The following is a 13,953-nucleotide window of genomic DNA, read 5'->3' as shown; positions in this document are numbered from 1 at the left end:
ACGGCCGGCCGCCGCCGTGGACGCCGTAGGCTGCTCGGGTGACTGAGAAGCTTTGGCAGATCGAGCCGTCGGGGCCGCTTCGCGGGGACGTCACCGTGCGGGGGGCGAAGAACGCGGTCAGCAAGCACATGGTCGCCGCGATGCTGGGGGACGGGCCGAGCACGATCGGCAACGCCCCGGACGTCGGCGAGGTCGGCATCACGGCGGGCATGCTGGAGCACGTCGGGATGACCGTGGAGCGGTCCGGCGGCGATGTGACCGTCGTGCCGGGCCCGGTGTCGGACCCGAGCGTCGGCAAGGCGTTCACCGGGCTGAACCGCATCCCGATCCTGATGCTGGGGCCGCTGCTGCACCAGGCGGGCGAGGCGTTCGTGCCGCTGGTCGGGGGCGACCCGATCGGGCGGCGGCCGGTCGACTTCCACGTCGAGGCGCTGCGCGCGTTCGGGGCCGAGGTGTCGCTCGCGTCCGACGGGATCCACGCGCACGCCACGCGGCTCGTGGGCACGCGCATCGAACTGCCGTACCCGAGCGTCGGCGCCACCGAGACGGTGCTTCTGGCGGCGGTGCGGGCCGAGGGCAAGACCGTCATCCGCAACGCGGCGACCGAGCCGGAGATCACCGAGCTGGCGCTGTTCCTGCAGCGGATGGGCGCGCGGATCTCCTTCGCCCCCGACCGGCGCATCGTCGTGGAGGGCGTGGAGCGGCTGAGCGGCGCGCAGACGCGGCTGGGCGGCGACCGGATCGAGGCGTTCTCCTACCTGGTCGCGGGCCTGGTGACGGGCGGCGAGGTGCGGGTGCACGGCTGCCCGCAGGACCGGCTCGTCACCGCCATCACGACCCTGACCAGGATGGGCGCCGAGTTCGAGATCACCGACGAGTGGATCATGGCGTCGGCGCCCGGCGGCCTGCGTCCCGCGGCGGTGCAGACCGACACCCACCCCGGGTTCGCGACGGACTGGCAGACGCCCCTGATGGTGCTGTTCACGCAGGCGGACGGCATGTCGGTGCTGCACGAGACCGTGTACGAGAACCGGCTCGCCTACGTGCCGGCGCTGCAGAGCATGGGCGCCGAGATCGAGGTCTACGACACGTGCCTGGGCGGTCCGGCCTGCCGGTACCACGACACGGCGGCGCTGCACTCGGCGGTCGTGCGCGGGGTGTCCAAGCTTCGCGGCGGGGACGTGACCATGCCCGACATCCGGGCCGGGTTCTCGGCCGTCCTGGCGGCGGCGGTCGCGGAAGGGCCGTCCACGCTCAGGGGCGTGCACCACATCGAGCGGGGCTACCACCGCCCGGTCGAGCAGTTCAGGACGCTGGGCCTGTCTCTGCGCGCGGGGTAGCCGGGTTCGGGGCCGCCCGAGGCCAGGTGAAGGTGAGCGACCCGCCGACGGGCAGGGCGTGCCAGAGCGGCGCCAGTTCGTCGAGCCGGGCGAGGACGCGGTCGACCGCGGGCCCGTCCTCGGGCGGAATCGGCCGGTGCTCGCTCCACGCGGGCCTCCGCGCGCCGGCGCGGCGGCGCCAGGCGAGGTCGCACAGCCCCGCCAGATGCTCGGACCTCGCCATCTCGCCGTGGTCGGACCGGCTGAGGAACGCCTCCCGCTTCTTCAGCCGGCGCTGCTCCCTGGCACGCCGCCGCGGATCGCCGGGCGTCTCGCCCGTCTGGTTGAAGTCGCCGCCGCCCGCCGCGGCCCGCCCGAACACGCCGAACGTGAGCCCCAGCTCAGCCTCGACCAGGTAGTGGACGAGGTCGTGCGGGATGTGGTCGTCGTAGCCGGGGGCCGGATCCATCCGGCGGGGGTTCCGGCCCGGGAGCCTGACGACGGTCGCGTACCGGCGCTCACCGGTCCGTTCGAAACTCACGTCCATCCGGCCAGGCTAGGCCGGAGCCTTCCCGGCCCGCATTCCCATTTCCTACCGTGGATGATCAGTCGTCTGGAAGGGGCGCCGTGGAGTTCGACCGGACCGATCCCTATCCGTTCTACGCCCGGGCGCGCGAGGCCGAAGGGCTGACGTTCGTCCCGGAGCTGGACGCATGGCTCGTCGCCCGGCACGCCGACGTCCGGGCGGTGCTGCGCGACCCGGAGGCGTTCTCCTCGGCGAACGCGCTGCGGCCGGACGTGGTGCCGGGCCCCGAGGCGCTCGCGGTGCTGCGGGCGCTGCCGCAGGGCCGCCCGGTCGTGGTCACGGCGGACGGTGACGACCACCGGTGGCTGCGCGAGCCGCTGACGCGCGGGCTCTCGCCGAACCGGGTCGCCGCAGCCGTCCCGTTCATCGCCCGGCGGGCGCGCGAGCTGGTGGACTCCTTCGCCGCGGACCGCCGCGTCGAGCTGATGGGACGGTACGCGCGCGTCCTGCCCGGCGAGGTGATCGGGCACATGCTCGGCATCGACGAGGGCGAGGTGCCCGCCCTCATCGAGGGAAGCCGCCGGGCGGAGGACCTGGTCTTCCGTCCGATGGGCCCGGCCGAGCAGGTCGCCGCCGCCCGGCACGTCGCGGGCATGAAGCGGGTGCTGGACGCGCACGTGACGGGCCGGGAGCCGGGGGACGACCTGTGCGGCCATATGGCGCGCGCGATCGGGCCCCACGGCACGCTCATCTCCAACCTGCAGAACATCCTGCTCGCCGGGCATCTGACGACGACGGCGCTCATCGGCACGGCGGTGCTGCACCTGCTGCGGAACCGGGAGCAGTGGGAACTGCTGTGCGATCGTCCGGAGCTGGTCCCGGCGGCCGTCGAGGAGGCCGCGCGCCACGACGCGCCGATCCAGGGGTTCCGGCGTGTCACCACCCGGCCGGTGCGGGTGGCGGGCACCGAGCTGCCCGCCGGCGCGGAGGTCTTCGTCGCCTTCGCCTCGGCCGGACGCGACCCGCTGGCCCACGACCGCCCCGACGAGTTCGACATCACCCGCGAGCCGGCGCGGCACCTGTCGTTCGGGCACGGTGTGCACGCCTGTCCGGGATCGCAGCTCGCCCGCGAGCAGGTCCGCCTCACGCTGGAGGAGCTGACCGCGCGACTGCCGGGCCTGCGCGTCGAGGAACCGGTGGAGACGCTGCCGAGCCTGATCCACCGATCGCCCAGGGAGCTGTTCCTTACCTGGTGAAGACCGGAACCTACAAGACGGGCGCGCCCTCGGCGGCCACGCTGGAGGCATGGACCTCACCAAGGCGACCGACTTCATGGCCATGCACGCGCGTCCCCTGGACCGCCGCCGCTTCGAGCTGCTGACCGGAGAGGGCGACCGGGAGGCGCTGCTCGCCGCCCTGAACGCCTACCGGAACCCGGACGGCGGGTACGGCAACGGCCTGGAACCCGACCTGCGGTCGCGGACGAGCCAGCCGGGCCCCGCGCTGCACGCGTTCGAGGTCTTGGAGGAGCTCGCGCCGGTGACGGCCCCGGAGGCCGCCGCCCTCTGCGACTGGCTGGACTCGGTGACGCTGCCGGACGGCGGCCTGCCGTTCGCCCTGCACGTCCCCGACCCCGCCGGCTGCGCGCCGTTCTGGACCGGCGCCGATCCCGGGGCGTCCTCGCTGCAGATCACCGCGGTGGTCGCGGCCATGGCGCAGCGCGTCGCCGTCCACGACAAGGCCGTCGCCGGGCATCCCTGGCTCGACCGCGCCACCCGCTACTGCCTCGACGCCATGCGCGACAAGGACACGATGCACGCCCTGGAGGTGGAGTTCGCCCTGTGGCTGGCCGACGCCGTCGACGACACCGAGGCCGTCGCCCTGCTCGGCGAGCACATCCCGGACGACGGCGTCCTCCGCGTCCAGGGCGGCCTGGAGGACGAGGCGCTGCGCCCGCTCGACTTCGCGCCCTTCCCGGAGCGTCCCTCCCGGTCCCTCTTCGAATCCGACGTCGTGGCCGCCGAGCTGCGGCGGCTCGACGGCATGCAGCAGGACGACGGCGGTTGGCGCGTCGACTTCGCCTCCTACTCGCCCGCCGCCGAACTGGAGTGGCGGGGCTACGCCACCGTCAGGGCCGTCTCCGTCCTGACGCGCAACGGCGGCCGCTAGCTGTACTGCCCACGGAGGTTGGGAACACGGCGGCGCGGTTGGATGATCTTGATATGAGGGAGGGCCTCCGGGTTCGGTGTGGATTGCGACATCTGCACCGGCACCACAGGAGGCCCTCATGCCCCACCGTAATGCCCCGCTGACCGAGACCGGACGCCTGCGCCTGGCCCGCTGCGTGGTCGATGGCCGCTGGCCGCTGCGGCGGGCCGCCGAACGGTTCCAGGTCTCGGTCGGCACCGCCCGGAGATGGGCCGCGCGGTATCGGGAGCTGGGCGAGGCCGGGATGGCCGACCGGTCCTCGCGCCCGCACCGCAGTCCGCGCCGTACCCCCACCCGGACCGAGCGGCGGATCATCAAGGTGCGGGTACTGCGCCGGTGGGGACCGGCCCGCATCGCCTACCTGCTCGGCCTCAACCCCGCCACCGTCCACCGTGTCCTGACCCGCTACGGCCTGCCCCACCTACGGCACCTGGACCGCGCCACCGGCCGCACCGTCCGCCGCTACGAGCATCCCGCGCCCGGCGACCTGGTCCACGTCGACATCAAGAAACTCGGCAACATCCCCGACGGCGGCGGCCACCGCGTGCACGGCCGCGCCACCGGCGGCCGCAACTCCTCGGCCCACCGCGACCCCCACCGGTCCCGCACCGTGCACGGCCGCCCCAACCTGGGCTACGGCTACCTGCACAACGCCGTAGACGACCACTCCCGCCTGGCCTACACCGAGATCCTGCCCGACGAGACCAAAGAGACCGCCGCCGCGTTCTGGCAGCGGGCCCAGGCATTCTTCACCGACGCCGGCATCACGGTGCAGCGCGTGCTGACCGACAACGGCTCGTGCTACCGCTCACGGCTATGGCACGACACCCTCACCGCCGCCGGCATCGCCCACAAACGCACCCGCCCCTACCGGCCCCAGACCAACGGCAAGGTCGAACGGTTCAACCGCACCCTTCTCGACGAATGGGCCTACAACCAGCCCTACCCCTCAGAGACCCAACGCCGCCAGGCACTCCCGCACTGGCTGCACACCTACAATCACCACCGCGGACACACCGCACTCGGCGGCCACCCACCCGCCAGCCGCGTCCCCAACCTCACGGGACAGAACAGCTAGCCGGGCCCCGGGGCGCGGGGCGGGTGCGCGTGGGATCCTGGAGGCGCAGGCCACATCCGACGCCACCGGAGGCTCCCGATGGACAACGGCCCGGGCCACACGGCGCTCACCCCGCTCGCGTTCCTCGACCGGTCGGCGCGGGTGTTCCCCGGCAAGACCGCCTACGCCCACGGGGACCGGCGCGCCTCCTACGCCGAGTTCGCCGCCGAGGCGACCCGGCTGGCGAACGCGCTGCGGGCCTGCGGCGTCGAGCCCGGAGACCGTGTCGCCTACCTGGCGCCGAACATCCCGGAGCTCCTCGTCGCGCATTTCGGGGTGCCGCTCGCCGGCGGCGTCCTGGTCGCGATCAACACGCGGCTGGCCCCCGAGGAGATCCGCTACATCCTCGACCATTCGGGCGCCAGGGTCCTGGTCGTGGACGCGGGACTGCATCCGTCCGTGGCACCGCTCGCCGGCGACCTGCCCCTGGTGGCCACCGTCCCCGCCGGCGGCGCCGAACCCGACCCGGCGGTCGGCGGCCTCACCTACGGGGAGCTGATGGCGCGCGGCTCGGACGACCCGCTGCCCTGGGCCGTCCAGGACGAGAACGCCGCCATCTCGATCAACTACACGTCCGGTACCACGGGACGTCCGAAGGGCGTGGTCTACACCCACCGGGGCGCCTACCTCAACGCGCTCGGCGAGGTCGTGCACTCGCGGCACACGCCCGAGAGCGTCTACCTGTGGACGCTGCCGATGTTCCACTGCAACGGCTGGTGCACGCCGTGGGCGCTCGCCGCGATCGGCGGGACGCAGGTGTGCCTGCGCGCCGTCGCCGCCCCGGAGATCTGGCGGCTCATCGACACCGAGGGCGTCACCCACCTCAACGGCGCCCCGACCGTCCTCGTGACGATCGCGAACGCGGCGGAGGCGCACCCGCTGGAGCGGCCGCTGACCGTCACCACGGCGGGAGCGCCGCCGAGCCCGACGATCATCGGGCAGATGGAGGCCCTCGGCGCCGGCATCGTGCACGTGTACGGGCTGACCGAGACCTACGGGCCGTACTCGGTGTGCGAGCCGCAGCCGGGCTGGGCGGAGCTGCCCGCGGGCGACCGGGCCCGGCTGCTGGCCCGGCAGGGCGTCGGCATGCTCCAGACCGACGGGCTGCGGGTCGTCGACGGCGACATGAACGACGTCCCGGCCGACGGGACGACGCTCGGCGAGATCGTCATGCGCGGCAACAACGTCATGAAGGGCTACCACCGGGACGAGGAGGCCACCGCGCATGCGTTCCGCGGCGGCTGGTTCCACTCCGGCGACCTCGGCGTCCGCCATCCCGACGGCTACGTCGAGCTGCGCGACCGCTCCAAGGACATCATCGTCTCCGGCGGCGAGAACATCTCGACGGTCGAGGTCGAGCGGGCGATCGACTCGCATCCGGCCGTCCTGGAGGTCGCCGTCGTCGCGGTGCCCGACGACCGGTGGGGGGAGCGCCCCAAGGCCTTCGTGGTGCTGCGCGACGGGCACACGGCCACCGAGGCCGAGCTGGTCGGGCACGTCCGGGCGGGCCTGGCCGGGTACAAGGCGCCCGACGCGGTCGAGTTCGTCGCCGAGCTTCCCAAGACCTCCACCGGGAAGATCCAGAAGTTCCAGCTCCGCGAGAAGGAGTGGGCGGGGCGCGACCGCCGTGTCCAGGGCTGAGGACACCCGCAGCGCCGGGGCCTCCGGCCGTGTGAGGCACGGCGGTTCGTGGGAAGTGTTCCTGCGCGGGCGCCCGAGCCGCCGGCCAACGAGCGAGAGGGGAGCGCGATGCCGCCCACCGACAGGCCGACCGGGAACGTGCTGATCGTCGGGGCCGGCCCGACCGGCCTCCTCCTGGCAGGGGACCTCGCCGCGGCCGGGATCGGCTGCACGGTGCTGGAACGCCGTCCCGAGGAGACGACCGGCCTGACGCGGGCCTTCGCCGTGCACGCCCGCACCCTGGAGATGCTGGACGCGCGCGGCGTCGCCGGCGAGCTGGTCGCGACCGGGACGCGGGTCGGCGCGGTGCGGCTGCTCGGCTCCGCCGCCCTCGACCTCTCGCGGCTGCCGGGGCGGTTCCCGTACGTCCTCGTCACGCCGCAGTACGAGACCGAACGTGTCCTGAGGGAGCGGGCCCTGGCAGTAGGCGCGCAGATCGTGCACGGCGCGGAGGTCGTCGGGCTCCGCCAGGACGCGGCGGGCGTGGACGTCGACGTGCGGACCGCCGGCGGCGAGGCGCGCACGCTCCGGGCGTCCTACCTCGTCGGCGCCGACGGGGTCCGCAGCACCGTCCGGCAGGCGCTCGGGCTGCCGTTCCCCGGCCGCGCGGCGGTGCGGTCGGTGATGCTGGCCGACGTCCGGCTCGCCGAGGCGCCCGCCGACGTGCTCAGCGCGGGCGCCGCCGGCGACGCCTTCGCGTTCGTCGCCCCGTTCGGCGACGGCTGGTACCGGGTGATCGCGTGGAACCGGCGCCACCAGGCGCCCGACTCCGAGCCCGTCGATTTCGAGGAGCTGCGCGAGGTGGTCCGCCGCGCCCTCGGCTCCGACCTCGGCATGGGGGACCCGCGCTGGACGTCCCGGTTCCACAGCGACGAGCGGCAGGTCCCGCGCTACCGGGTGGGCCGGGTCTTCCTCGCCGGAGACGCCGCGCACGTCCACTCCCCGGCGGGCGGGCAGGGCATGAACACCGGGATTCAGGACGCGGCGAACCTCGGCTGGAAACTGGCCGCCGAGCTGCGCGGCTGGGCGCCGTCATGGCTGCTCGACAGCTACCACGAGGAGCGGTATCCCGTCGGCAGGCTCGTCCTACGGGGGAGCGGCGCGCTGCTGCGGTTCGTCCTCACCGAGTCGCACTGGCTGCGGACGGCCGGAGCCGCGGCGGCGTACGCGGCGACTCACGTCCCGCCCGTCGCCCGGCGGATGGCGGGCGCCGCCTCCGGCATCGACATCGCCTACCCGGCGCCGCGGGGGTCGCATCCCCTGGCCGGGCGACGGGCCCCTGACGTGCCGCTGGCCGGCGGCCCCGGGCGTCTCTACGAGCTGCTGTCCGACGGGCGGTTCGTCCTGGTGGCCGCGGCGAACGACCCCGCGATCACCTATCTGGCGACCAGGCGGTGGGCCGGGCGCGTCCGCTGCGCGCTCGCCGGCCGCGCCACCCGCACGACCGCGCTGGTGCGACCCGACGGCTACATCGCCTGGGCGACCGACGAGACGGCGCCGGACCTTCGCGCGGCGGCGATCCGGGACGCGCTGGGCCGGTGGTGCGGGCGCCCCGCCGACCATCCCGCCCGCGAGCGGCGGCCGAGCGGGACCGGTCAGTAGCGCCGCTCCTCGCGGCCGTAGCCGAGCTCCTCGGCGACGTCGGCGACGTTCTCGTACTCGCGTCTCGGCAGCGTCCGGAGCCGGTCGACCGCCTGGTCGGGCGCGCCGCCCTCGGCCGCGTGCCGGACCAGCTCGTTCGGGCGGGCCGGGTACCGGACGCCGCTGAGCATCCGGGCGAGGGCGCTGCGGACCTCCACGTCCCGCGCGCTCATCCCCGGCGGTGAGCCCTCCCGGTCCCCGGCGGCGGCCGCCGCCGGGTCGGCGGGGTAGTCGTTGGAGAACGGTTCGGTCTCCTTGAACTCCTCGGCGTGCGTGGAATGACCGCCGCTGACCATGCCCCGGGTCTCGCGGCCGATCTCGTCGTCCATCTTCGCACCGTGCTTGTCGCTCTTGTCCGGCATCCTTCCTCCTCCCTGAGCACGTATCCGACAGAGCGTTCCCGGGCGGGCGCGCTCAAACATGCGGCGGGCCGCGGACGAGCACGCGGAATCCACCGCGGCGCGGGCGCGGTACGGTGTGGCGCATGCTGCCGGAAGAGGGCGTGAACGCGGTCCGGGTCGTGGTCGGGCTGCTGGTCCGCGGCGAGTACGAGGAGCTCGAGACGCTGACCGAGGGACGGCGGCTGAGCGCGCCGGAGATGGCCGCCGCGGTGACCGCGTCCGGGCGCGACCTGATCAGCCCGCCCGACGACGCCTTCGCCGCCCTGGAGGCGAGCGGGGTCGAGCAGGTCTCCGACGCCGAGCGCGCCTTCCATGTCGGCGTCCCGCTGTGGACCGCTCAGGACGGGCGTTCCGGGCTGGTCCTGCGGCTCGCCCTGTCGGAGCTGGCGGGCGGCGTGTGGACCGTGGAGGTCGAGGGCATCGAGGGAGCCGGCGCCGGGTGACGCCGCGGCGCCCGGTCAGGACTGCGAGAGCCGCATCATCCGCAGGACGCGCCGCACCAGCGAATCCTGCCCGCCCTCGGCCGGGTCCTCCTGCTCCGCCGCCTCCTCCACCGCGGCGGCGGGGGAGGGCTGCGGCTCCGGCGGGTCCCCGGCCAGCTCGTAGGTGACCGGCAGCGACCGCAGCCCGCGCATCAGCGGGGACGAGCGCCACGGGAGCTGGTCGGCGGGCAGCGCGAGCCGCAGTTCCGAGAACCGGTCGAACAGCCGCTCCACCGCGATCGCGGTGATGGTGGTGGCGAGGTCGCGGCCGAGGCAGGCGTGCGGCCCGGCGCTCCACGCCAGATGGGCGCGCGAGCTGTAGATCGAGTCGGGCCCGCCGCCCGCCGCGAACGCCGGGTCCAGGTGCGCGGCCGCGGGCGAGACCATCACCGGGTCGCCCGCCGCGATCTGGAACCGGCCGAGGCGCACGTCGGCCCTGGCCCACCGGAACGCCAGGTTCGCCATCGGCGGGTTGGCGGCCGCGGCCCGGTTGATCGCCTCCTGGAGCATCCCGGCCGACAGGCTGTCGCGGGCACCGGTCTCCCCGATGAGCACCTCGGTGATGGTGTTGCAGATCAGCGTCCCGGTCACGTCGCCGACGAGGCCGGTCATCATGGCCATCTCGCCGGTCAGCTCCTCGGGTGTGAGGTCCGGCACGGCGGCCAGCATGTAGGACGGCAGGTCCTCGCCGGGGGCCGCCGCCCGCGCCGCGCACAGGTCCGCGACCCGCGCGATCAGCCGTGCGGACGCCTCCTGGGCGTCCGGGCCGGCGTCCATCACCCGCCACAGGTCGATGATCAGCTCGTCGCCGCCGTCGGTCCCGGAGCCGAGCAGCCGCCCGATCACCATCAGCGGCAGCGGCCGCGCGTACTGCGCCGACAGGTCCGCCCACCCGGACCGGCCGCCGCTCTCCGCCAGCACCGTGAGCAGCTCGTCGGCGTAGCGCCGCACGGCCTGCTCGAGCGCCTTCGCCTCCGGCCTGCCGCGGTCCTGGAAGGGCCGCAGCCCCTCGCTCCAGGCGCCGCGCAGCCGGGTGGAGTCGGCGCCGTCGCGGAAACCGCAGTTGTCCGACTCGACCACGGGAAGCATCGGCCAGTCCGCCGGGACCGCGCCCTCGCGGTACGCGCGCCAGGAGCCGACCCGCCGGCTCCAGTTGCCGCGGGCGTCGCGCAGGATGTCGAGCGTCTGGCCGTAGCCGATGACGAGCCAGGCCGGCACCCCGAGGACGTCCACCGGCGCGACCGGGCCGTACTCCGCCCGCAGCCGCTCGTAGAACGCCGCGGGGCGGGACTCGTAGTCGCGGTTGAGCAGCGGCTGGAGGGCGAGCGCCTCCAGCGGCGGATGGGCGGGGGCGGGCTCGGCCTGCGGCGTCTGGGGCTCCACGTGCACAGACCCTAGGAGAGATCGTTCGCCTATAGCCGGTTTATGCTGGAATCTCCCACGGCGATCTTTCGGCGTGCACGAGCCCGCGTCCATCGCGGGGTATGTGACGCTAGGGGTGCCCACACTAGAGCTGGAGGTCCGCATGACCGACTCGGCAGGAGCGCCCGAAGACGGCGAGGACGAGGTGAAGCGCAGGTTCCGGGAGGCCCTGGACCGCAAGCGCGGTGCGGCGGCCAAGAACGCCGGCGCGGGCGGCAGGAGCGGCTCCAAGGTGCGCGGCACCCACGAGCGCGCCGACCACCAGCGGCAGTTCCGCCGCAAGAGCGGCTGACCCGGCCGACCCGATCTGCCGACCCCCGCGCCGACGCGCGGGGGTCGTCGCGTCCCCGGGCCGGACCGCGAGAGCGCGGGCCCGGCCGCCGGGCGGGTCAACCCCGGTAGAGCTTCCTGCTGTAGTTCGCCTCGCTGTAGTACTCCCGGAGCTCCTCGACGCTCTCCTCGGTGTACTGGACGTCCTTGACGATCCGGGCGTGCGGCGGCAGCGACTCCGGCTCCCACGTCTCGGGCTTCCACAGCTTGGAGCGCATCAGCGCCTTCGCGCAGTGGAAGAAGATCTGCTCGATCTCCACGACGAGCGCGAGGGCCGGCCGGTGGCCCTTGACGACCATCTCGTCGAAGAACGGCGCGTCCCGCACGAGCGTGGCCCGGCCGTTGATCCGCAGCGTCTCGCCGCGGCCAGGCACGAGGAAGACCAGGCCGACGTGCGGGTTGCTCAGCACGTTCATGAACCCGTCCACCCGCCGGTTGCCGGGGCGGTCCGGGACGGCGATCGTCGTTTCGTCGATGACGTGCACGAACCCGGGCGGATCGCCCTTGGGGGAGACGTCGCAGTCACCGGCGGCGTCGCTGGTGGCGATCAGGCAGAACGGGGACCGGGCGAGCCACTCCCGATCCCAGGCGTGCAGCGCGACGCGCTCCTTGTCGATCGCGCGCCGCATCGGCGCGCCGAGAAGCTCGCGCAGCTCCGCCGCCGAGGTGATCGCGGTGAACTCCGGGGCGACCGTCATCGCCGCTCCTTCCGCCGGGAGGGATACGAAGATCAGCGTAACCCGGCGGGTTCCGGCCGCCCCGCGCCAGGGCGCCCCGGGGACCCCGGCGGCCGTGTCGCGGCCTCCCGCGAGACCGCGACACGGCCGGCCGCCGCTCCGGGCGCCGGTGCCGAAGCCCCCGGGCGCCCGTGGGAAGGGGCGGCGGTTCTCAGAGGGAGTACTCGTCGTCGTACTCGTCGGGATAGGGCAGCCTGCTCCCCGCCTGCATCCCGCCCGACGCGCGGCCCTTCGGCTCCTCCCACTCCTCCTGTCGGCCGAGCGCCGTCATGTCGAGGAAGTAGTACGAGCCGCCGACCTGCTCCACGCCCCGCGCGTACATCGAGTACGTGTGGTAGACGGTGTCGCCGTCACGCAGGAAGCAGCTCGCGCCGGGCAGCTCCATCGGCCGGTCGTCCTCCGGCGGCACCGGCCGGTAGTTGTACTCCTCCGGCGCCACCGAAGCGTCGAGGGTGACGTGGTAGTCGTAGTTGAAGTCGCTGCCGAGCGAGGAGTACCAGGGGAACACCCAGCCCATCTCCGCCTTGAACGGCCCGATCCTCGACTGCGGGGCGCGCGAGACCGCCGCGTAGGTCGTGTCCCGGTCGTGCAGGTGGCGCAGAAGCCCGACCGAGATCTCCGCGAGACCCGACGAGCAGCTCCGGCAGGCGCGCTCCCACTCCGGGTCCCACATCACGTGGACCAGGTAGAGCTGGCGGCGCCCCTCGAACAGGTCGAGCAGGGAGGCCTCGCCTTCCGGCCCCTCGAAGGCGTACTGCTTGTCCACCCGCACCATCGGCAGCCGCCGCCGCGCGCTGTTCAGCGCGTCGCGGGCGCGGGTGAGCTCCTTCTCCTTGACGAGCAGTTCCTTGCGGGCCGCCAGCCACTCTTCGCGGGAGGCGACGTCTGGGAGCGCCATATCCGATCCTCCGATCTGCACGGTTTCGCATGCAGACTCGGCGGCGCGCCGGAACTCATCGCCCGCGGCGGACCCGGTCGTCCGGGCGCGTCAGCTCCGCGCGGCGTAGCGGCGGACGCCGCCCTCCTCGTGGGCGTCCAGCACGCCCCGGTCGGTGAGGACGTCCAGATGCGCCTCGATCTCCAGGACGGCCAGCATCCGGCTGAACGCGTCCAGATCGTCGAGGCTGCGCCTGCGGCGCGTCCACGGCATCGCGGCCGCGACCTCGAACGCGGTGCCGCGCCCGGCGCGGACCTGCGCGGCCGCGGCGTCGAGCCGCTCGGCGTGGTGCTCCAGCAGCTCGTCGATCCGGGTGTGCACGCTCGGCCTCACCGGACCGTGCGCGGGCAGCAGCACGGTGTCCGGCATGCCGCGGACCAGCCGCAGCGACTCGAGGTAGCTGCGCAGCGGCTTGGGCTCCGGCTCGGTCTCCAGCCCGATCGACGGCGTGATGTGGGGCAGGATGTGGTCGCCCGCGAACAGCAGCCCGGCGGACGCGTCCCGCAGGACGATGTGGCCGCGCGTGTGCCCCGGCGTGGCGAACACGTCGAGGCCGCGGTCCGTCAGGACGACGCGCTCCCCGTCGTCCAGCCACGCGTCCGGCGTCGTGTGCGGGACGTCCCGCTCGGAACGCTCCACCCGCTGGCCCGCGATCTCGTCCGCGATCCCGTCCGCGCCGCACCGGCGCAGCATCTCGACCTGCCGGGGGTGCAGCCCCCGCCGGACGTCGAACGCCTCGATCGAGGCCCGCTCGCCCCGCCCGATCCGCACCCGCGTCCCGAACGACTCGCGCAGCGCCAGGGCCTGCGAGTAGTGGTCCCAGTGGGCGTGGGTGACGAGGAACTGCGCCACGTCCTCCAGCCGGTGCCCGAGGGTGGCGAGCGCGGCTTCGAGCGAGGCCCGCGAGTCGGGCATGGCCCAGCCCGAGTCCACGACCACGAGGCCCTCGGCGTCCTCGACGACGTACACGTTCACGGCGTGCAGCGACGGGATCGGCAGCGCCAGCGGGATCCGGTGCACCCCCGGCGCGACCGGGTGGGCACCCGGTTCGGTCCAGTCAGTCGGCTGTTCCACGACCGGTGCCGTCACCGCGCGCCCCCCTGAATGTCGAACCACGTTCGGAACGAACCTACTTCATCCCTGTCGTCCCGTT

14 protein-coding genes are annotated in these 13,953 nt (G+C 74.0%); 8 read left to right on the top strand and 6 right to left on the bottom strand.

What is annotated here, in order from left to right:
* The first annotated feature begins 38 nt into the window (after positions 1 to 38).
* Complete coding sequence (gene murA, locus FKD65_RS05435) at positions 39 to 1,340, top strand: UDP-N-acetylglucosamine 1-carboxyvinyltransferase (protein WP_141576440.1); 1,302 nt, start codon at positions 39 to 41, stop codon at positions 1,338 to 1,340.
* Here the strand turns inward: murA and FKD65_RS05430 are convergent.
* On the bottom strand, positions 1,306 to 1,866 hold the full coding sequence (locus tag FKD65_RS05430; RefSeq protein WP_141576439.1) for a hypothetical protein: 561 nt from the start codon (positions 1,864 to 1,866) through the stop codon (positions 1,306 to 1,308). The two genes, murA and FKD65_RS05430, sit on opposite strands and share 35 nt — an antisense overlap.
* A gap of 80 nt (positions 1,867 to 1,946) precedes the next feature.
* Here FKD65_RS05430 and FKD65_RS05425 point away from each other — a divergent pair, with 80 nt between their 5' ends.
* The 5 genes from FKD65_RS05425 (at position 1,947) to FKD65_RS05405 (ending at position 8,452) form a co-directional block, all read left to right on the top strand.
* Positions 1,947 to 3,101: a cytochrome P450 gene (locus FKD65_RS05425; RefSeq protein ID WP_240809976.1), complete on the top strand. Its 1,155-nt coding sequence runs from the start codon at positions 1,947 to 1,949 to the stop codon at positions 3,099 to 3,101.
* A 49-nt stretch (positions 3,102 to 3,150) separates the two neighbouring features.
* On the top strand, positions 3,151 to 4,014 hold the full coding sequence (locus FKD65_RS05420; protein WP_141576437.1) for a hypothetical protein: 864 nt from the start codon (positions 3,151 to 3,153) through the stop codon (positions 4,012 to 4,014).
* 118 nt (positions 4,015 to 4,132) lie between these two features.
* Positions 4,133 to 5,131 carry an IS481 family transposase gene (locus FKD65_RS05415; protein ID WP_141575150.1) on the top strand — a complete coding sequence of 333 codons (999 nt, stop codon included), beginning with the start codon at positions 4,133 to 4,135 and terminating at the stop codon, positions 5,129 to 5,131.
* Positions 5,132 to 5,209: 78 nt separating this feature from the next.
* Complete coding sequence (locus FKD65_RS05410; RefSeq protein ID WP_141576436.1) at positions 5,210 to 6,811, top strand: acyl--CoA ligase family protein; 1,602 nt, start codon at positions 5,210 to 5,212, stop codon at positions 6,809 to 6,811.
* A gap of 108 nt (positions 6,812 to 6,919) precedes the next feature.
* Positions 6,920 to 8,452 carry an FAD-dependent monooxygenase gene (locus FKD65_RS05405; RefSeq protein ID WP_141576435.1) on the top strand — a complete coding sequence of 511 codons (1,533 nt, stop codon included), beginning with the start codon at positions 6,920 to 6,922 and terminating at the stop codon, positions 8,450 to 8,452.
* Here FKD65_RS05405 and FKD65_RS05400 read toward each other — a convergent pair.
* Positions 8,446 to 8,853 carry a DUF2795 domain-containing protein gene (locus FKD65_RS05400; protein WP_141576434.1) on the bottom strand — a complete coding sequence of 136 codons (408 nt, stop codon included), beginning with the start codon at positions 8,851 to 8,853 and terminating at the stop codon, positions 8,446 to 8,448. The genes FKD65_RS05405 and FKD65_RS05400 overlap by 7 nt on opposite strands.
* 122 nt (positions 8,854 to 8,975) lie before the next feature.
* Here FKD65_RS05400 and FKD65_RS05395 point away from each other — a divergent pair, with 122 nt between their 5' ends.
* On the top strand, positions 8,976 to 9,335 hold the full coding sequence (locus FKD65_RS05395) for a hypothetical protein (protein ID WP_141576433.1): 360 nt from the start codon (positions 8,976 to 8,978) through the stop codon (positions 9,333 to 9,335).
* 15 nt (positions 9,336 to 9,350) lie between these two features.
* Here the strand turns inward: FKD65_RS05395 and FKD65_RS05390 are convergent, their stop codons facing one another.
* On the bottom strand, positions 9,351 to 10,757 hold the full coding sequence (locus FKD65_RS05390; RefSeq protein ID WP_141576432.1) for a cytochrome P450: 1,407 nt from the start codon (positions 10,755 to 10,757) through the stop codon (positions 9,351 to 9,353).
* Positions 10,758 to 10,899: 142 nt separating this feature from the next.
* Here FKD65_RS05390 and FKD65_RS05385 point away from each other — a divergent pair, with 142 nt between their 5' ends.
* Positions 10,900 to 11,088: a DUF5302 domain-containing protein gene (locus FKD65_RS05385; protein WP_141576431.1), complete on the top strand. Its 189-nt coding sequence runs from the start codon at positions 10,900 to 10,902 to the stop codon at positions 11,086 to 11,088.
* A 97-nt stretch (positions 11,089 to 11,185) separates the two neighbouring features.
* On the opposite strand, the gene FKD65_RS05380 is transcribed toward FKD65_RS05385, so the two are convergent.
* The 3 genes from FKD65_RS05380 to FKD65_RS05370 form a co-directional block, all read right to left on the bottom strand.
* On the bottom strand, positions 11,186 to 11,824 hold the full coding sequence (locus FKD65_RS05380) for a pyridoxamine 5'-phosphate oxidase family protein (RefSeq protein WP_141576430.1): 639 nt from the start codon (positions 11,822 to 11,824) through the stop codon (positions 11,186 to 11,188).
* 190 nt (positions 11,825 to 12,014) lie between these two features.
* Entirely contained in the window at positions 12,015 to 12,761 is a 747-nt protein-coding gene (locus FKD65_RS05375) for a DUF899 domain-containing protein (protein ID WP_141576429.1), read from the bottom strand.
* A 90-nt stretch (positions 12,762 to 12,851) separates the two neighbouring features.
* The gene (locus FKD65_RS05370; RefSeq protein WP_240809975.1) at positions 12,852 to 13,874 is read right to left on the bottom strand and encodes an MBL fold metallo-hydrolase; all 1,023 of its coding nucleotides are present in this window, start codon (positions 13,872 to 13,874) and stop codon (positions 12,852 to 12,854) included.
* Positions 13,875 to 13,953 lie beyond the last annotated feature (79 nt).

The organism is Actinomadura sp. WMMA1423 (assembly GCF_006547145.1).
GTDB lineage: Bacteria > Actinomycetota > Actinomycetes > Streptosporangiales > Streptosporangiaceae > Spirillospora.
Note: the sequence above shows the minus strand (reverse complement) of the source record. Positions and strands in the feature narration are given on the sequence as shown.